Annotated in this window: 9 protein-coding genes; 3 read left to right on the top strand and 6 right to left on the bottom strand. The window is 69.2% G+C overall.

Annotation, left to right across the window (positions count from 1 at the left end; translation table 11 throughout):
- The first annotated feature begins 6 nt into the window (after positions 1–6).
- Both araA and C0010_RS10385 read left to right on the top strand, forming a co-directional pair.
- Positions 7–1530 (top strand): L-arabinose isomerase, encoded by a 1524-nt coding sequence (gene araA / locus C0010_RS10390; RefSeq protein ID WP_105567020.1) that lies wholly within the window; start codon positions 7–9, stop codon positions 1528–1530.
- Entirely contained in the window at positions 1530–2459 is a 930-nt protein-coding gene (locus C0010_RS10385; RefSeq protein WP_105567019.1) for an aldose 1-epimerase family protein, read from the top strand. The genes araA and C0010_RS10385 overlap by 1 nt, the downstream gene beginning before the upstream one ends.
- A gap of 196 nt (positions 2460–2655) precedes the next feature.
- Here the strand turns inward: C0010_RS10385 and C0010_RS10380 are convergent, their stop codons facing one another.
- From C0010_RS10380 to C0010_RS10355, 6 genes are all read right to left on the bottom strand, one after another.
- A complete protein-coding gene (locus C0010_RS10380) occupies positions 2656–4608 on the bottom strand; it encodes an Ig-like domain-containing protein (RefSeq protein WP_105567018.1) in 1953 nt (650 codons plus the stop codon).
- Between the two features lies 1 nt (position 4609).
- On the bottom strand, positions 4610–6694 hold the full coding sequence (locus tag C0010_RS10375; protein WP_232531911.1) for a glycoside hydrolase family 127 protein: 2085 nt from the start codon (positions 6692–6694) through the stop codon (positions 4610–4612).
- A gap of 276 nt (positions 6695–6970) precedes the next feature.
- Positions 6971–11536: an Ig-like domain-containing protein gene (locus C0010_RS10370; RefSeq protein ID WP_232531910.1), complete on the bottom strand. Its 4566-nt coding sequence runs from the start codon at positions 11534–11536 to the stop codon at positions 6971–6973.
- Positions 11537–11713: 177 nt separating this feature from the next.
- A complete protein-coding gene (locus C0010_RS10365; RefSeq protein WP_105567015.1) occupies positions 11714–14773 on the bottom strand; it encodes a family 43 glycosylhydrolase in 3060 nt (1019 codons plus the stop codon).
- A 142-nt stretch (positions 14774–14915) separates the two neighbouring features.
- On the bottom strand, positions 14916–16919 hold the full coding sequence (locus tag C0010_RS10360; protein ID WP_105567014.1) for a cadherin-like beta sandwich domain-containing protein: 2004 nt from the start codon (positions 16917–16919) through the stop codon (positions 14916–14918).
- Positions 16920–16969: 50 nt separating this feature from the next.
- Positions 16970–18739: a family 43 glycosylhydrolase gene (locus tag C0010_RS10355; RefSeq protein WP_158685444.1), complete on the bottom strand. Its 1770-nt coding sequence runs from the start codon at positions 18737–18739 to the stop codon at positions 16970–16972.
- Positions 18740–19065: 326 nt separating this feature from the next.
- On the opposite strand from C0010_RS10355, the gene C0010_RS10350 reads away from it, so the two are divergent.
- The gene (locus C0010_RS10350; protein ID WP_158685442.1) at positions 19066–19707 is read left to right on the top strand and encodes a hypothetical protein; all 642 of its coding nucleotides are present in this window, start codon (positions 19066–19068) and stop codon (positions 19705–19707) included.
- The last annotated feature ends 79 nt before the right edge of the window (positions 19708–19786 follow it).

Below are 19786 nucleotides of genomic sequence, written 5' to 3'. Positions count from 1 at the left end.
AGACGCATGACTCGTACGAAGCTCACCACCTCGCTCGACCACTACGAGGTCTGGTTCCTCACGGGCAGCCAGCACCTCTACGGCCCCGAGACGCTCGCCCAGGTCGCCGAGCAGTCGCAGGAAGTCGCTCGCCTGCTGAACGAGGCGGGCGACGTTCCCGTCAAGATCGTCTGGAAGCCGGTCCTGACCGGTTCCGAGGAGATCAAGCGCGTCGCGCTCGAGGCGAACGCCGACGACGCCGTCATCGGCCTGATCGCCTGGATGCACACCTTCAGCCCCGCGAAGATGTGGATCGCGGGCCTCGACGCGCTGCGCAAGCCGCTCGCGCACCTGCACACGCAGGCGAACGTCGAGCTGCCCTGGGCCGACATCGACTTCGACTTCATGAACCTCAACCAGGCCGCGCATGGCGACCGTGAGTTCGGCTACATCCAGACCCGCCTGGGCGTGCCGCGCAAGACGGTCGTCGGCCACGCCAGCGACCCGCGCGTTCAGCGCGAGATCGGTACGTGGCAGCGCGCCGCCGCGGGCCTCGCCGCCGCTCGCTCGATGAAGCTCGCCCGCTTCGGCGACAACATGCGCTTCGTCGCCGTCACGGAGGGCGACAAGACCGAGGCCGAACTGCGCCTCGGCGTGCAGGTCAACACCTGGGGCGTCAACGAGCTCGCCGAGGCCGTCGCCCGGGCGACCGAGGCCGAGGTCGACGCCCTCGTCGCGGAGTACGAGGAGCTCTACGAGGTCGTGCCCGAGCTGCGCAAGGGCGGCGAGCGCCACCAGTCTCTGCGCGACGGCGCCGCGATCGAGATCGGCCTGCGCTCGTTCCTCGAAGAGGGCGGCTTCGGCGCCTTCACGACGAGCTTCGAGGACCTGGGCGAGCTCAAGCAGCTCCCGGGCCTCGCGGTGCAGCGCCTCATGGCTGATGGCTACGGCTTCGGCGCCGAGGGCGACTGGAAGACCGCCGTGCTCGTGCGCATCGCGAACGTGATGGGCGCGGGTCTCCCCGGCGGCGCGAGCCTCATGGAGGACTACACCTACGACATGACGCCGGGCGACGAGCTCATCCTCGGCGCCCACATGCTCGAGGTGTCGCCGTCGCTGACGACGAAGAAGCCGAGCCTCGAGGTGCACGAACTGGGCATCGGCGGCAAGGAGGACCCGGTGCGCCTGGTCTTCACCGCCGACGCCGGCCCCGCGATCGTGGTCGCGATGAGCGACATGCGCGACCGCTTCCGCCTCACGGCGAACGTCGTCGAGAACGTCGAGCCGCGCGAGTCGCTGCCGAACCTCCCCGTCGGCCGCGCCGTCTGGAAGCCGCAGCCCGACTTCAACACGTCGGCGGCCGCGTGGCTGACCGCGGGTGCCGCGCACCACACCGTGATGTCGACGGCCGTCGGCCTGGAAGCGTTCCGCGACTTTGCGGAGCTCGCCGAGATCGAGCTCCTCGTGATCGACGAGGGCACGCAGATCCACGAGTTCCAGAAGCAGGTCCGCTGGAACCAGGCGTACTACCGCCTCGCCCAGGGGCTGTGATGACGCCCCGTTCTGGTACGCAGTTCCGGATCGCGCACGGCGGGTACGTCGCCGAGGTCGCGAGCGTCGGGGCCTCGCTGCGCACGCTGACGCACGGCGGGCGCGACCTCGTGGTGCCGTTCGAAGCCGACGAGGTGCGCCCTGGCTACCGCGGCACGACGCTCGCACCATGGCCCAACCGCATCGTCGACGGCGTGTACGAGTTCGGCGGGCGACGCCACGAGCTGTCGCTCACCGAGCCGTCGCGCGGCCACGCGCTGCACGGCCTGCTGTCGTGGGCGGAGTTCTCGCCCCGTGAGGTCGCCGACGACGCCGTGGCGCTCGTCGCCGTGGTCGAGCCGCAGGTGGGCTACCCCTTCCGCGTCGAGGTCACGAGCGAGTACCGCCTCGGTCCGGACGGGCTTACGCAGACGGTCACGGCCCGCAACCTCGGCACCGATGCGGCGCCGTGGGGCACCGGCCCGCACCCGTACCTCGCGGCGGGGGAATCGGCGGGAACCGAAGCGCCCGCCGTCAACGCCTGGACACTGAGGCTGCCGGCGGCGGAGGTGCTCGAGGTCGACGACCGCCTGAGCCCGCTGGCCGTCGCGCCGGTGACGGATCATCCGGAGTGGGACTTCCGCGAACCGCGCGAGATCGGCGGCGTGTTCATCGACCATGCGTTCACGGCGCTCGAGCGAGAGGGCGGCTTCGCCGAGGTGCGCCTCACGGCCCCGGACGGCACGGGTGTCGCGATGACGTGGGACGACCGGTGCCCGTGGGTGCAGGTGCACACGGCGGACACCCCGGGCGACCGCGCGACGCATCGCGTCGGCCTCGCGGTCGAGCCGATGACGTGCCCGCCCGACGCCTTCAACTCGGGCACCGACCTCGTCGTGCTCGAGCCGGGCGCGAGCCACGCGGCCGGTTGGACGATCGCGGCGATCTGAGCCGGCCCAGGCGGCGGTGCCCCCTTCCTGATGGGAGGGGGCACCGCCGTCTTCACAGCTTCTGTCGCGGTGACATCACCTGTGTTGCCATACCGAGTCGATGTGGTGCGGATGTCGTCACGCGGGAGGAGCGACTGCCGGCCCACGCGCGGGCTCCGCGCCGTGCCGAGCGGGACACAGCGCGGAGCCCGTGGCGTCAGCGGCAGCTGTGCGCGTCGTACGCGACCGTGCTCTCGTGACTCCTGTCGCCCGAAGCGGCGGTGACGGCGACTTCGCCGGCCGGCAGGTCCTCGTTCCGGATCGTGAACGTGCGCGTGCCCGTCGCGCCCGGCCGGAGCTCCAGACGGCGCTCGCCGTACTCCGCTGCGAGCTCTACGCGCACCGCCGCATCGTCCGAGTTGGTCACGCTCACCGCGAGGACGGCGCGCCCGGCGACGCAGCGAGCGTTGGCCTCGACGTCGAGCGCGATCTCCTCGCCGCCCAGCGTCGGCAGCTCGACCGTCTGGTACGCCTCGAGGTTGCCCGCGGCGTCCTGCGTCTGGACGTGCACGTAGCGGGGCTCCTCCGTCAGCTGGACGGAGAACGGATCCTCGTAGGTGGCGAAGAAGTTGTTCCCCTCGCCCTCCGGGTCCGCATCCGGGCCGTCCGACCAGACGGTGCGGGTCACCCCCGATCCCGGCTCGGCGTCGGAAGGCGAGAGGGTGACGAGGGCTGAGGTTCCGTCGACGATCTCGACGTCGATCCCCGTCTCCGGGGCGACCGTGTCGATCCGGATCGACCGCGCGTCCTCTCCGACGCCGCCATCGGCGTCGGTCGCGCGCGCCGTCACAGTGACGTCGCCCTGAGCGTCGACGATGAAGGGTTCGCCGTAGTCGTGCCACGTGTCGCCGTCGAGCGAATACTCCACTGTCGAGATCGGGCTGCCCGCGTCCTCGACGCTGATCGAAGCGGTCGGGGCCGTCGTGTACCACCCGGACCCGGGAGCGGCGGCGTCGAACGAGAGCGACACCACTGGGGTCGTCTGCGTCGCCGGCTCGACGACGAACACCGTCGCGATCGCCCCCGGACCGTAGCCGGTGACGGCCCCTGCCACGTCGAAGAACGCCCCGGCCTCCGCGTACGAGGCCTCGTCGACCGAGCCCCACTCGACGAGGACGGTGCTGCTGATCGTCTGGTCCTCGTAGTGCGCGCGAACGGTGCGGGGCAGCACCGGCGGCTCGCCAGGCGTCGTCAGCGCCGATGTGTAGTCGATTGCGACGACGGCATCGGACAGCACATCCGCTACGTGGACCTCGGCGGTCACGGCCTGCCCCTCGTAGCCGTCCGGATCTCCCGAGACTTCGAAGGAGCCGGCGGTGCCGTATTGCTCCGGCGCGATCTCGTCCCAGACGACCGGCACGTACGCGAGCGGGCCGTTCTCCTGGGTCACCCAGACCTCGTCGGGGAGCGCTGGCGCGCTGCCCGTCTCGGTGCGGATCGCCACCTGCTCGGCATCGATGAACGCCCCGGGGTCGTCGGGCTCGGGCTCTTCCGGCGGCGCGCTCCGGCCCCAGACCTCCCATTCGATGAGGCTGGTCGCTCTGAGCTCGCCGTCGACGTTCGCGCGGTCGAGCGAGAGGCGGAGCCCCGTCGTCGTCACCTCGTCGAACGTCGCCGATACGGGCGGCTGAGAACTGGTCGGCGCGTCGGGGTCGAGTGCCGGGAGCGGGTACTCGGCAGCGACGACGTCGCTCCATTCGCCGTCGTCCAGGTACTCGATGTGCCAGGCGTCGGGGATCATCACACCGGAATCCCCGGTCAGGTGGTTCTGCCAGAGGTGCAGCGTCGAGGAGCTGACGGTGACGGGGGACTCCCATGTGTACGTCGCGGTGTCCTGCGCCGGCGCATCCGGTGCTCCCCACGTGCCCCACATCTCGGTGTAGTCGTCGGTCGGCCCCGTGATGCCGTTGTTGAGAGCCCGCGCGGAGTTCCACGACGTGACGTAGCTGACGTCGACGGACGGAGCGTTCTCGCCCGATGCGAGCGCGACGTTGACGGGGGAGTCCTCCGCGAGCGCGGGCGTGGTCGGTGCCACCAGCGCCGCGAGCACGACGGCGGCTGCGGCGATGGCGGCGCCCGGCCTGCGTCGGTCGGTGCGTGTCGTGGTCATGTCAGGCCGTCCTCTCGATCGGTGCGCGGCCGGCGGCGAGCAGGATGCGCTGGCGGTTCCTCTCGGTGAGCTGGCCCGAATCGACGAACGAGCCGCTGACGTCGGCGACGGCGGTGAGGAAGTCGTCGCGGGACCCGAACGGCGCACGCTCCCAGATCTCGTCGAGCAGCGTCTTCCCGTCGCGCGCCGGGTTGTTCACGCCGGAGCTCTGGCCGGCGAAGGTCACCTTCGCCTCCTTCCGCTGGAAGTACATGTGGTACGCCACGTCCTTGCCGTTGTACGCCGGTTCGTACGTGAAGTCGCCGAGCGTGACGACGTTTCCGTCCGTTCTCCGCACACCGCGCACGATGTCGCCTGAGAGGTCCAGGCGGTCGGCGAGCGAGACCCTCAGGTAGTCGACGCTGCTGCTCGCGGCCGAGAGCACGACGGGGCCGTACATCAGAGCCTGGATGTCGCGGCGGTCGACCGTCGGTTCGGCGCGCAGGGTCATCGGGATGCGGACCGTGACGGTGTCGCCGACCTGCCACTCCCGCTCGAGCCTCGCGTACGCACCCGGCACGGCGTCGACGCCTGCGTGTTCGCCGTTCACTCGGATCTCGGCACCGCGCGACCATGCCGGCACGCGCAGATGCATCGTGAGAGGAGCGCTCGGAGCGGCAGTGATCGTGAGCGTCGACGTCTCGCTCTCCGGGTACGACGAGACCTGTTCGAGCTCGAGGCCCGTCTCCTCCCAGGTCAGCGTCGAAGCGATGTAGAGGTTGACGTACAGCTCCGACTGGTCGGCGGACCGGAAGTAGATGCCCTCCTGGTACTTCACGTGGCTCTCGAGCCCCGTGCCGCCGCAGCAGGTACCGATGTTGCCGTTGCCGTACTCCTTCCTGGCGCCCGGTTGGACGGGGAACATGTAGAGGTTCTCCGGCCCTTCCGTCGACTCGCGGTTCCTGCGGCCGCCGAGGATGTGGTTCAGGACGGTGCGCTCGAAGTAATCCATGTACGCCGGATTCTGTTCGTTGAAGAACAGCTGGCTCGCGACCTTCAGCATGTTGTACGCGGCGCACGACTCGGAGTTGCGTCGGCCGATGTCACCCGCGACCGTGCCTGCGGGCCCCCAGAGCTCGCCTTCGCCCGTGCCGCCGTGGGCGTAGGCGCGGCCGGGGACCACCATGTCGAAGAACCCCTTCGCTGCGGCCAGGTAGTGCTCGTCGCCGGTCTCCGCCGCGAGCTTGATGTATCCGGGGAACTGCGGGATGTGCTGGTTCGCGTGCTTCCCGTCGAGGGTGTCCTCGCCCGCGGCGCAGGCGTCGACCAGAGTGCGCAGCGTGAACAGTTCCGCCGCTCGGAGGAACTCGCTCCGGTCGGGGTCGGCGGAACGCCAGTACAGCTCGACGAGGACCTCGTTCATCCCGCCGTACTCGCCGGCGATGTACGAACCCCACATCCGTGCGAGCTGGCTCTCGCTGCACTGCGAGAGCCGGCCGTGCACCCAGTGGCCGATGCCTTCGGCGAGCTCCAGCGCCTTGGCGCTCCCCGCCAGCGCGTGAGCGTCGAGCAGGCCGGCCATGATCTTGTGGAGCGTGTAATACGGGGCCCAGATCTCGCCGTACGGCGCGAACTCCTCGAGCGCCGAGAACTGCCATTCTCCGTAGGCGGACAGGAACCCCGGATGCGAGTACCGAGGCGCACCGTCGTACTCCTGGGCGGCGAGTGCCGCGCGGCACTCCTCGAGCCCGTCGACGATCTGGTCGACCTTCTCGAGGAGGGCCGTCTCGCCGGTCGACGCGTAGGCCATCGAGACGCCGCTCAGGAAGTGCCCTCCGTAGTGCCCGCGCAGCAGCCCGCCAGCACCCTGGGTGTTCTCGCCTCGCACGTACTCGCGCGGGCCCCACGTCTGCGCATCGGGCGCGGGGCCGTACTCCTCCCAGCCGCCCGGTGGGTTCGCCCCTCGCGTATCGAGGCCCGCGTTCCGGCGGTAGACGGCGAGGATGCGGTCGACGGGGTAGGCGCGGTAGAGCAGCAGGTGCTGCTCGAAGGCTCTCGTGAACACGCTGTCGCCGAGCCTCACGGACGACAGGGGGAACGGCGTCACCGGCCACGAGGCAGGGTAGACGGAGGTCTGGGCGGCGCGCACGGTTGCGGCCGGATTCACGGCACCGGCCGTGTGTGCGCGGACCGGAGAAGCGCTGGCGATAGTCGGCCGGGCGAGCGCCGCAGTAGCGGTGACGGCAGCCAGTACCGCACCGCCGCGCAGAACGCTGCGTCGCGTGGGGCCGGCGGGGAGAGGAGAGAGCATGGTGATTCCTTTCTGGTGCGCTGAGCTGAGAGGGCCGCACCGGAAGTCGACTCCGGTGCGGCCCGAGCGGTGTCACTCGCAGGTGAACGCCTCGAAGGGTTCCGTGACGGTGTCGGCGAGGTCGCCGGATGCGGCGGTCGCCTCAACCTGGCCGGCCGGGGTAGCAGCGAGGCGGGTGCGGAGCACCGCGCTCTCGGCACTGCCCGCGACGATGCCTTCGAGTGTCTTCTCGCCGTACTCGGTCGCGACCTTCACGGTTGCCGTCTCCTCGCCGATGTTCGTCACGCGGACGGTGACGGCGCCGGTTCCGGCGACGCAGCGATGGGCGGCCTCAACGTCGATCAGGTCGGTTCCGCCGGAACCGCCTTCGCCGACGGCTACGCGGGCGACGGCCGCGGTCTCACCCGGGTGCTCGGTCTGCACCGTTCCCCCGACCTCGAATTCGCCGGCCTGCGCGTACTCAGCGGGGTCGATGTCCGCCCACGTCACCGGCAAGTTCTCGCGGGAGCCGTCGTTGTACAGGACCACGACGGTACCGGGCAGCGACGGCGCCGTGCCGACCGCGGTCGCCACGGGCACCTCGTCGATGAGGTTGATCGTCACGGCGTCGGCCGCGCGCACCCAGATGCGCGCGGCGGCGGCCTCGGGGGCGCCGGAGACGACGCCGCGCACCTCGAAGTCGTTCTCCGAAGCCACCTGGGCGTCCGAGATCGCCTCCCACGCGACCGGCGCGGTGCCGCGGCTGCCGTCGGCGTAGGTGACGCCGATGCTGCTCGGCATCTCGGGAACCTTCCCCACACCCGTCCGCACGTGCAGCGGATCGATGTGCTCGGGCGCTTCGGCGAACACCTGCCATTCGGAGACGCCGACGGCCGAGTACGACGAGCCGTCCGCATTCGGCGAAGCTTGGAACACGGCGCGCAGGGCCGTCGTCGTGATCGGATCGAATGCTGTTGCGTTCGTGCCTTCACGGGCCGTGCCGTACTCGGACGGGTTCGCGGCGTCGGCCCATTCGCCGTCGGCGTCGAGGTATTCGATCCTCCACGCATCGGGCACGGCGACGCCGTCACCGGTGCCGGCTGCGGTGTCGGTCCAGAACATCATGTCCGAACCGTTGACGCGGACGGGATCCTCCCACGTGTACTGCAGCCACTGGCTCTCGGGGCGCTCACCGGACCACGTGGCCCAGACGCCAGACTGGTCGCCGCCCGAGTTCACACCGGAGCCGTCGTTGACGGCTCCGACCTGGTTCCATCCGGCCGTGTACGAGGCCGAAGGGGTCGCCGAGGGCGCGACGTTCGCACCGCCGCCCGCTTCGTCGGCGGTGAACACGACGTCGTCAGAGGTTGCGAGCTCACCGTCGTCGGCGGTCAGCCTCAGCCGATATGTCCCTGCTTCGGTGAACCGTACCGTCGTGTTCGGCCTGTCCGCGTCGTCGAAGATCGTGCTCGCACCCTCCGGTGCTTCCTCGACCGTCCACGTCGTCGTCAGCTCGTCCGCGGCGCGCCCGTCGTCCTTCACGATGCCGGTCAGCTCGGCGCTGCCCCCGCCGAGGGCTCCGGCCTTCGTGTACGCGATCACGGTCGGGGCCGCGTTCTCGGCGGCCTCGGCCGGGGCGCCGGTGTGCAGTGCCTGCAACTCCTTTACACCGGTGCGGGAGCCGTCGGCGTGTGCGACCGTGAGCCGGATGCGGTCGGTGGTGACCTCCTCGAAGCTCACCTCGTTGAGATTGGCGCGCGGAGCCGCCGGTGACTTCGCCGCCTTCGGCACCGGCTTCCAGTCCGACCCGTCGTGGTACTCGACCGAGTAGCGCGACGGTTCTGCGTAGCCCTGGGCGGTCGTCGACGACGAGGTGTCGTAGAAGTAGGCGCGCACGGTGTCGACCGCCTGCGGCTCGCCGAGGTCGACCTCGAGCGAGTCCGTGGCGTTCTCGGAGCCCTTCGTGCCCCAGAACGGCTCGTTCACCGTCGTGCCGTCGGCCGCGGCCGCGGCCGGCCGGCCTTCGGCCTCGAAGGTCGCGGTGGCCGTCGCGCCCTGCGCGAGGTTCTCGGCGCCGGTCGAGGAGATGTCCTGCCCCGCCTTCTGGAACAGGTCGACGACGCGGGAGTCGTCGTCGAAGGCGACGTCCTGTGCGCCGCCGAGCTCCGCGGCGACTGCCGTCGTCATCTTCGGCGCCGCGTCGGTGTTGACCGCGTCATCCGGGAACTCGACCTCTCCGGTCGCCGGGTCGTACACCAGGTGGGCGAGCGAGTCGACGGTGAACGCCAGATCGCCGTCGAGGAACACCGAGTATCCCTCCGGCACTTCGGCGCCGTAAGGGCGTTCGCCGTCGCCCGGCTCGTCCCACGTGATCGTGAGATCGCTGCCGTGGTATGTGAGGTTGTTCGCCGTGAAGTGCGGCCAGTCAATGTCGATCGGGTACAGCTCGATCTTCGCGTCGGTGCGCGGCTGCAGCCCCATCGCGTCCTCGATCATCGTGAAGTTCGTCGTGCCGAGGATCGTGTGGTGGATCCACGAGCGGTATTCGATCGACTGCGGGTCGGTCGAGCCGTCCGCCCAGAACTCGTTCTGGTCGGGCAGGCGGTTGTCTCCGCCGTTCTGGTAGTGCGCCCAGGCGTTCCAGTAGAGGAGCTTCTTGTACCACTCGGCGTCGATCGCGTCGGTGGGGTACTCGCGGAGCGCTGTCGCGAGCATCCGGAAGGTCACGGTCGAGTTGATGATCGAGAAGTTGTTGGTGCCGGGGTGCCCCGCCTCGGCCGCCTCCGCCTTGTCCGCCTGGTTGGCGGTCGTGAACGGGAAGATCGGATACTCGGCGTCGTCGGCGAACAGCCGCAGCGCGTCGACGTAGTCGTCGTCGTAGTCGTCATCGCCGGGTTTCGGCATCAGGCCGACCGAGTACGGGTAGTAGTTGTTGATCTCCTTCCAGGGGATGAGCTCGCCTGTCTCCACGTCGCGGTGCTTGATGAGGTTGGCCTCCGGATCCCAGAGGTTGTCGAGCACGCCGCGCTTGACCTTGTCGGCAAGGCCGTGCATCTCATCGGCCTTGTCCTCGTCGCCGAGCAACCGGTAGGCGGCCGCCGCAGAGTTCGCGCCGGCGTAGACGTACGCCGACTCGGCGCGCTCGTTGGCGCGGCCGTAGTAGTCGAACGACACCGCGTCGGCGTCGTTGCCCGTCCAGGCGTTCCAACTGATCTCGAGGAGCCCGTTGTCGTCCTTGTCGAACTGCTCGAGCTGCCCCTTCGCGTCGTCTTCGGCGTAGCGCGCCAGGTTCTCGACGATGCCGTCCGGCCCGCCGTGCACCCGATACGACTCCCACGCCGACTCGGAGATGTACTGGGTGTGGCTCGTGTTCCAATTGGCGGGGTCACCGGGGTTGTCCACGAACGCCCCGCCCTTGGAGACCTCGCCCGCCGACACCCAGCCGCCGTAGGAGTAGATCGGGTTGCGGAAGTACTTCAGGTCGTCGACGAACATGCCGACCGTGAGGTCGATCGCGTTGTTGTAGCCGAGCGCGCCCTCGACGGCCGTCGGGAACTGGAACGCGTTTCCGGGTGCGTTCGCGTCGAGGAAGTTGAACCGGAGCAGCCACCAGCGGTAGAACAGCGTCTTGTCGATGTTGTCCTCCGGCGTGTCGAGATAAGGCACGTTCTGCGCCCACCACTCGTTGTACGCCGTGACGTGCTCGGTGTACGCCTCGGCCGGAGTGGACGCGGCAACCGCGTCGTACTCACGGCGAGAATCCGCGATCTCGTCGGTGACGAGGCCGAGCTGCACCTTGGTCGCGGCGCTGCCGCCGGCGGGGACGGACAGCATGGTCTCGAGGCCACCGCCCGCGGGAGCGAAGCCATCGCCCGAGAATCGGGGGTGGATGATCGTGATGTCGTTGAGCGCGTCTATCGTGCCCGTGAGCTCGTCGCCGTCCGCGACTTTCGCATACGGCGAGGCGGCACGCAGCCCGACGTCGACGGCGCCCGCTGTCGCACGGACCTCGAGCTCGGTGACGAGCACGTTCGCGTCAGTGACGTACTTCGTCTGCACGATCTCGACCCCGGTGTCGGCGTTCGCATGCACACTGCGCCAGTAGCTCGGGGTCTGCTTGCGCTTCGAGGTGTCCTCACTGAGCTCGATCTCCTCGCCTGCGACCGTCGCAGAGATGGTGTACCCGCCTCTGCCGTCGATCGACTCCCAGTAGGCCAGCTGCCCGCCGAAGCCCAACTGCGCCGGATCGTGCACCTTCATGAACGCCGCGCGTCCGCGCGAGAACAGCCATTGGTTCTCGTCGCCGAAGCTGCCGGCCGTTCCCGTCCGGGCGAGCATCCTGTCGACCCAGAAGTCCTTGTCAGGGCTCGTTCCCGCGCCCTTCGCCAGGTCGGCCTCGTAGATCGCCTGCAGCTGGTTGCCCGGCGTGTACACCGCCTCGGTCGCGGGGATCGGGGCATCGCTCCCCGTGAACTCCGGGTAACCGATGTCGGCGTTCGCCGCGCCTGCCGGGGCCGCGGCGAGCAGGGGTGCGAGCATGCACGTCGTGCCGATGGCCGCGACGGCGCTCAGGCGCCGTCGCGCGCTTCTTGTGTCAGACCAGACCACGTCGTCTCCGCCTTCTCTCGTCTCGTCGGCGCACTCATTGAGCCGACGCATGTGTTCACGGTAACGATGGGCGCCTCGCTGCCGCAAGGGGTTTCGAAACTTTCGATCGTGCGGGCGAGCGGCGGCAAGGCGTCAGCGCCTGCTCGCCGAGCTCTCGATGGCCCATGCGCCGATGCGCTGGGCGGACGACGGCCTCGACGACGACTCCTGCACTGCGCGTCGCGCGTTCTATGAGCAATCGGTGGTGGGGTAAGGGGCCGTGGTGCTCTCCGTGCCCGCGGTGACCACGGCATTGCCGGCGGCGATGGCGACTTGTCGAGTCGTGATCGCGGTCGATGCCGTCCCCCCGGCATCGACGGGGAGCGTGCGGGTGCCGTGGGTGGTTTCGACCGTCGCATCGACCGGGGCATCGCCGCCGTTCGCCACCCGGGTCACGAGCACGACAGTGCCAGCGGCGCACCGCGTCGTGGCTTCCGCGGACAGGTCGTGCGCCTCGCCGGCACCGGCGACCTGCCATTCCCTGATACCGGTCGAGCCGCCGCCGTCGGACCCGCCCCACGCTTGCGCGACGATGCGCAACGACGTCGTCACGACGGGCGGGAACGCAACGCGCGCGTAATCGCTGCTCGCGCGCGGGGCGTCGCTGTCAGCATCGGTGGCGATCTCGCGCCAGGTCTCGCCGTCGTCGTCGAGGGCCTGCAGCGACCAGCTGCGGGGCGGGATCATCCCCGAGCCGCCTTGGTCAGGCGTGTCCCGATACCACCAGATGCCGATCTCGTCCGTGGTCACCGAGAAGTCCCAGGTCAACTGGGCCCACTGCTCACCGACGCTGCTCCATGTGCCCCAGTTCGACCCTGTGTCCGCCGTCGGGTCGAACAGCTCGCCCGCACCGTCGTTGAGCCCGTTCACCGACTCCCACGATGAGGTGAACGAGGCGCTCGCTGTGGCGTACGGTGCGAGGTTGCCGGTCAGCGCTGCGCCGTCGGTCGGGGGCACCGTGACCGACTCGATGGTGCTGTTGCCTGCGACGTCGCGGGCGCGGACGACGACGCGGTGGGGGAGCGCGTCTTCGACAACGATCGCACCGGATTCGGCGACGGGTTCCCATGCGCCGTCGTCGACGCGAAACTCGAGGCGGTCGAGGCCCGAGAGGCCGTCAGACGCATCGGCCGCGACGACCCGTTCGTCCGGCCTGAACTGTGTGCTCAGCGCGGGCGGGCTCGTATCGATCCTCACTGCGAGCTCGCGAGGCTCCGAGACGTTCCCGGAAGAATCCGCCGCGGTGCCGGTCACGAGCGTCTCGCCCTCGGAGTCCACGCGCAGGTCAAGGGCGCGCGCGGCCTGTGCCTCGGAGCGACTGCCGGCGACGGAGCCGGCGAGATCGAGCAGATAATCGGTCTCGTCTGCGCCTGTCACTCGCACGTCCACAGGGGACGAGTACCATCCCTGCGAGGCGGACGTGCCGCCCGTGCCGGAAGGGACGAGAGCTGCGTCGGGCGGTGTTCCGTCGTCGGGGCCGGGCGGCGCCGGTTCGTCCGCAACGAGGATCTCGGCCGTGATCTCTCCTGCCGCCTGTCCCGGCGCGACGCCCATCGCGCGGATCGAGCCGGGCTCGGCGTAGTCCTCTTCCGGCACTTCGTGCCAGTTCACCGGGGTCCACAGAGCGCCCGTGCCGTCGAACGGCAGGCGAACGGCTTCCGGCAGCTCCGGCGCGGTGCCGACGGTGGTCGTCACCGTCGGGCCGGCCAGATCATCCGCGGCGACGGAGTACGCCTCCCATTCGGACACGGAGACCGAGTGGAACGCGGCTCCTTCCTGCGCTCCGTGGAAGACCGCGCGCAGTGCCGTCGTCGTGACCGCCTCGAACGGCACCTCGTGCCAGGTGTTCGCGCTCGTGGGATACTCGGCGCCCTCGACCGGATGCCAGGTGCCGGCTTCGTCGACGTATTCGACGTGCCAGGATGCGGGGGGACGGATCCAGTTCTGGTCCTGCTCGAACTCGATGCCGGTGCCGTCGAGCCGCACGGGGGCGTCCCATTGGTACATCACCCAGTCGGTCTCGACCTCGGAGTCGGTGCCTCGGTAGTTCCCCCACTGGTCAGGTGGGAGCAACGCGGTCTCCGCGCGGCCGTCGTTCAGGGCGCCCAGGCGCATGGGAGGAGACTCGGTGAACGACGCCGACGCCTTCGCGACCGGCGCGATGTTCCTGTTGAGCCGGAACGCGGGGTCCTCCGCCCAGGTCTGTCGCACCGGCAGGATCTCGTCCCCCCGCCACGTCACCGCGTCGACGGCGACGGACCGACGGAAGTGACCTCCGCCCGCGGAGTCCTTCGTGTGATAGGTCAGGTACCAGGCGCCGTCGAACTCGATCATCGACGGGTGGACGGTCGTCGACGACGTGCCGCCGAGGATGATGTCCTGGAACTCCCAGGGTCCCGCCGGGCTCGAGGCGGTCGCGTAGGCGACGCAGGCCTGATAGTTCGAAGGGGTGCAGTCGCTGCCGCCTCGTTTCCAGTCGTAGAGCATGTAGTAGGTGTCGCCTCGATGGAACACCCACGGCGCCTCGTAGAAGTCATCGAGCCCTTCGAGGGTGATGATGTCCCCCGAGAGCGCCGTCATCGACGCGTCGAGCGGTGCCATGCGCGCGACGCCCCATGAGCCCCAGTACAGGTGCGCCGAGCCGTCGTGATCGATCAGCACGTGGGGGTCGATCACCTCCTGCCCGTTCGTGGAGCTCCCGAACACATCGCGCCAGTCGACGAGCGGCGCCCCGATCGCGTCCGTCCACGGCCCGGTCGGCGAATCGGCGACGGCCACGCCGATCGCCATCCGGTTCGGCAGCGAGTCGTCGGAGGACTCGACGGGGGCATACCAGTAGAAGCGGCCGTCGGCCGCCCGCACGGTGTGCCCGGCGTAGGCGGCGGCGCCCGTCGCCCACTCGAAGACGTCGCCCGGCCGCATCGCGCCCTCGGTGAGCTCCCACGGGCCGTCGTCGACATCGGAGGTCGCCAGCACCCCGTACTCGTGCATCTCGAACCCCGCCTGCTGTTCCGCCGCTTCGTCGTGGCCGCCGTAGATGTACAGCGTGTCGTCGACGACGAGGGGCGCCGCGTCCGCGAGGTAGTAAGATCCGTCGGCGATGATCGGATTCCCCGCCGATGGGATTGTGCGGGTGACCGTTTCTTCACCGGTAGCGCCCGCGGCGGGCGCTGTCGTCAGCGCGAGGGCTGCTGCGCACAGCGCGGCCGCCAGGGAGCGGCGTGCTGCGCGTGGTCGGGGACGAGGCATGGGGGCTCCGCTTCTTCGTGGAGAGACGGCCACACTCAAGCACAGCCCACGAGCGCTCCGCAAGCGTTTTCGAGTTTTTCGAGATTGAGGCCCCGGCTCCGCGCCGACTGCGGGGAGTCAGCGCGGAGCCGGGGCGGCCGGATCAGCCGCAGGACGCGGCCTCATAATCGGCTGTCACCGCTGCCGTGACATCGCCCGTGGTGGACGTGAGCTCGACCGCACCCGCAGGGAATGCGTCCGTGCGCGAGTTCAGCGCCACGGACCGCGAGGCTCCCGCGCCCAGGTCGTCGAGCGACTTCTCTCCGTACGGGGTCGACAAGGTGGCGTCGACGGTCGCACTCTCGTCGTTGGTCACGCGGACCGTGAGATACGCAGCGCCAGCGACGCAGCGTGAGCCCGTCTCGACCGCGACCTCCGGTCCTGCGCTCGCGGCATCGCTCGCGATGACCATGGTGTACGCGGTCTGTGACGTTCCGTCCCGCGAGGTGACGACTACTTCGAGCGGCGCGGCGCCGTCGTCCGGATCGAAGGCGACCCCGGTTCCTGCGCTGGGGCTCACCGTTTCGCCGTTGATCCGCACCGACGCATAGGGCGAGCTGGGGGTGACATGGAGACGGACGTTCTCCGCGGCGCTCGGGATCGTTGCGGAGTACGCGATCGCCTCCAGTGCCTCATCCTCGTCCGCCGAGGGGGCGAGCGCGGCTTCGTGCGCCATTCCGTCGACGTTGAACGCAACGGTCGCGTTCATCACACCTGAGTCGGACTCGGGATGCAGGTAGAGACGCAGGTCCTTCAGTGCCGCCGTGACGTGTTCGAGCGAGCCGCCGTCGCGAATCAGTTCGTTCTGTGCTGCGGCGAGGAGATCCGCGAGAAGCGCGTCGTTGCTGTTCTGCAGGATGTGCTTCGCCTCGCGCACGGGGGAGAGGTCGACCGACGTCGCCAGCGCCATGCCTCGCTCTTGGTAAGCGACGGCGTTGTAGTAGTGATACACGACGCCGTTCTTCTTGACGACAGCGGGCTTGTGTGCGTACGACCGCGCGTACGTATCGTTCTTCGCCGTGAGCTTGTACGCGCTCTTCTGCCAGTTCACCATGTCCTTCGAGACGGCGAACGAATCGATGACGTTGTTCGGCTTGATCTTGTCGCCGATCTTCACGGGCGTATCCGTGAAGTAGAACATCACCCAGTAGTCACCGATCTTCACGACATCCGCGTCACCGTTGTACAGCGTCCCCCACGTCTCACCGTTCGGCTGCTCGAACGGCGTGAGAACGGGGTTCGCCTCCTCGCGATCCCAGTTGATCAGGTCCGTGGAGTACGCCTGGTTCATGACCTCGGGGCCGTGGGACGCGTTGTAGAAGGCGACGTAGCGGGAGGTCGCCTCGTCCCAGATCGTCTTCACCGCCCAGATCGTGCCGTTCTCGTAGCTCGCGCTCCCGTCGAGAACCGGCTCTGGGTGCATCTCGAACTCAGCGACATCGCCGTTGTCGTCGAAGAACGACGTCGTTTCCGAGAACGCGACACCGCCGCGCTTGTTGCCCTGCTCGTAGCCGTTCTCGTCGGTTGCGAGGACGGTGAGTGCGTACTTGCCGTCCTCCGTCGAATGCGGGGTGGGAAGCTCGCCCCATTGGTGCTCTTTGACGAGGTAGCCCGCCGTCGACCCGCTGTAGAAACCGCCGTCCGGCTCCAGGATCACGCCCAGCTTCTCCCACGAGACCATGTCCTTGCTGCGTGCGAGCCCTGTGCTGTAGCCCGTGTCATCAGTGCCGTCGGTCTTCCGATTGATGTCTTTGCCCACATATGTCGTGTAGACGTACTCATCGTCGCCGGGAATCCGGAAGACGTTCATCTGGTCGGTGAGCTCGCTGTCGAAATCCGCGATCTGCTCGCCCTTGGACAGCACCATCCCGTATTCGTACGGCGTCTTCACCTCCTCGTAGATCTGGTCGAACACCTCCTGCGAGATCTCGTCGGTCTCCGAGGCGATAGCCGTCTGGCTCCCGGCCGCCTCTGTTGACGCGGCAGAGGCGTTCGATCTCAGTCCGTCGTCCGGCTGCGCGACGGCGACTGCGCTGAGGCTCGCCAGCAGAAGTCCTCCGACTGCGCCGATCGCCGTACGGGCTATGGTGTTCTTCGAGTACATCATTGTCCCTTCCTGATTCTCGTGCTGTTCACAACGTCGAGCTGCGCAGTACTTCAGCCGCAGTCCTTCGCCGGGTAGGTGGCCGTCGTGGTCGCCGCGCCCGCTGCCGCCTCGACCTCCCCGGCGGGGATCGACTGTTCACGCGTTGAGAACGACACCGACGTGGTCCGACCGGCGTCGACCTCGAGCGTGCGCTCGCCGAACGGCGTGGTCACGACCGCTTCGGCGTCGGTGCCGCCCGTGACGCTGACGGCGAGCACGGCCTTGCCCGCCGCGCAGCGCGTCGCCGCGGTCGCGGTCAGCGACGCCGCGTCGCCCACGACGACCTCGGCCGTCACTGTCAGCGCCGTCGAGCTGAACAGCTCCTTGCCCTCGGCGTCCCACTCGGTCGAGCCGCCGTCGCCGACCCAGTCGTTCAGGTTCGCGCCGATCGAGCGGACCGTGCCCGTCACGTCATACGTGCCGGATGTCGCCGTGTTGACCGTCGAGACATCCCAATCGACCGGAAGCTCGCCGTCTCTGAAGCTGTACGCGAGGGTGACGTCCGCGGTCGCGGGCAGCGCCCCGCGCACGGTCTCCCCGTCTGCACCGGATGCCACCTCGAACGAGCCGAGCTCGGCATCCGGAACCGCGACCGCGTCCGCGCCCCGGATGCGGTCGTACTGCCCTTTCGTGAGCGAGATCACTCCGCCGTGCTTCGTGCTGGGCGTCATGAAGAAGTCGTCGCTGTGCAGCTCGGTCCAGCCCGCGTCGAGGTCGCTCGTCTCCATCGGGCGGTACCCGATCGACGGGATCACATCGACGTAGAGGTACCAGTGGTCGTCGTCGTGGCGCTTGAAGATGGCGGGGCCTTCGACGCCGCCGGCGTTGCCGCCGGCCCAGCTCGCGCCGATCTCGGTCTGGATCATCGACCACGAGGTCTCGTCGGCCCACCAGTCGCCAGCATCGGTCGCCTCCATGTAGATGCCCTTGCCGAGGCCGTTGTCCTTCGTGATGCGGTAGGTCGTGCCCTCGTCCTGGATGATCGTGGTGTCGATCGCATTCGCGCCCTGGTCGACCAGCGTGCCGCCGTACTCGTAGGTCTCCTGCGTGAAGTCGGTCGTCGCTCCCCACAGCACGCGGCTGTAGGTGTCGCCCGTGTGCTCGGGGTCGTCGTACACGTTCGACGACCAGTACACGACGAAAGCGCCCTCGCCTTCGCCGTCGTAGTCGTCGACCCAGGTCGCCTCGGGCGCCCACGCCATGCCGAGCTCGGCGTGCGTTGCGTTGTCGGCCGTCGTGGCCACATCGATCTGGCGCAGATCGCTCCACGTCACGAGGTCCTTCGACTCCCAGACGTTCAGCTTGGTGCTGCCCTGTGACGCCCAGTGGCACCACTCCGTGCACGCGCCGCCATCGCGCCCGTCGCCGCCGAACACGCGCAGGTCGGTCGCGATGATGTAGTACGTGTCGCTCTCGGGGCTGTAGGTCAGGTACGGGTCGCGCACGCCCGTCGTGCCGAGGTCGGAGGCCAGGATGGGCTCGCCTCCGTTCAACGGGTCCCACTGCTCGGGGTCGTCGCCCCGCGAGACGTCGAGGTAGATCTTCTCGGCGTAGCCGTCGCTGTCCTCGATGAAGTGCACCATCAGATAGCCGAAGGGGGTTTCGGCGTCCACGATGTCCTGCTCCTGGATGTGCGCGTCGGTCTGCGGGCGCGGGGGTTCGACCGCCTGAGCGGCGACCGGTGCGCCGCCGACGAGGACCGCGACCGCCAGGAGGGCACCGGATGCGCGGCGCGCGAGGCGTCGGACGGCGGAACGCGAAGCGGGTGGATAGGGCAGCACGACAGCTCCTTCGCTGGTGGTCGAACGGGCCGAACGGATCGGCGTCCGCGCACGGCCCGGCCCCGGCGGCACGGCGCCGTGCGGGCCGGAACTCCTGCTTGTTCCCGGTAACATAACACGCTATCGTTCCCGGGAGAAGGCCCCCAGACGACGACAGTCGGCCTGCGGCGACGGTGCCCACGTGACCCTCACCCCGTGAGGTGATCGCGCTCTCCGTCGTCGGAGGTGCGCTGGCGCGAACGGGTGCCGACCCGCCGGGTGCCACCCCACGCCCGGTACGTGAGGAGCGGCACTGCCGCAGTACCCATCGGCACAGACGCCGAGGAATGGAGACAACGATGATCCGGATGAACCGAGCCGCGCTCGCCCGCACAGCCGTGGGCGCCGTCGGCGGGCTCGTGCTCGTGGGCGTGGGCGGCGCAGCCCTCGCCGAGGAAGTCGGGAACGACGCCGTCGACGTGAACGTGTCGATCGAGGAGCAGAGCGCGGGCGCGCTCTCGCTCAGCGTCGCGTCGGACTCGTCGACGCTGACCGAGGTGGAGGGTGCCTCCGCCGACTACCGAGAGTTCACGGGGACCCTGCCGAACGTCACGGTGACGGACACCCGGTCGGACGTGCCCGAGGGCGTGTACTGGTACGTCACGGGTCAGGCGAGCGATTTCACGGGCGACGCCGGCCAGGCGCCGATCACGCCCGACCACCTCGGCTGGTCGCCGGCGCTCGTCACCGAGGGCAACGGCGAGGTCGCGCCCGGCGAGGAGGTCGGCACGGCCCTCGACGAGTCGGGTTACACCGGCGGTCTGTCGGGCCAGGAGCTGCTCCAGCTCGCACTGGACTCCGGTGAGTCGCAGGCGGCCAACGGCGAGTGGACCGCGAACGCGGACCTGCGGCTGAAGACCCCCAACGACGTCGCGAGCGGCGCGTACAGCTCGACCGTGACGCTGTCTCTGTTCGAAGACACGTACTGAGCCGAGACCGCGCGGTGCCACGGCGGTCGCGGCTCCGGCCGTGCGACCGACCTCGGCGCCGCGCGCCGCCGAGCGCACG

Source organism: Microbacterium halophytorum, assembly GCF_002970975.1.
Classification (GTDB): Bacteria; Actinomycetota; Actinomycetes; order Actinomycetales; family Microbacteriaceae; genus Microbacterium; species Microbacterium halophytorum.
The sequence above is the reverse complement of the archived record's forward strand: the minus strand, read 5'-3'. Positions and strand labels throughout refer to the sequence as shown.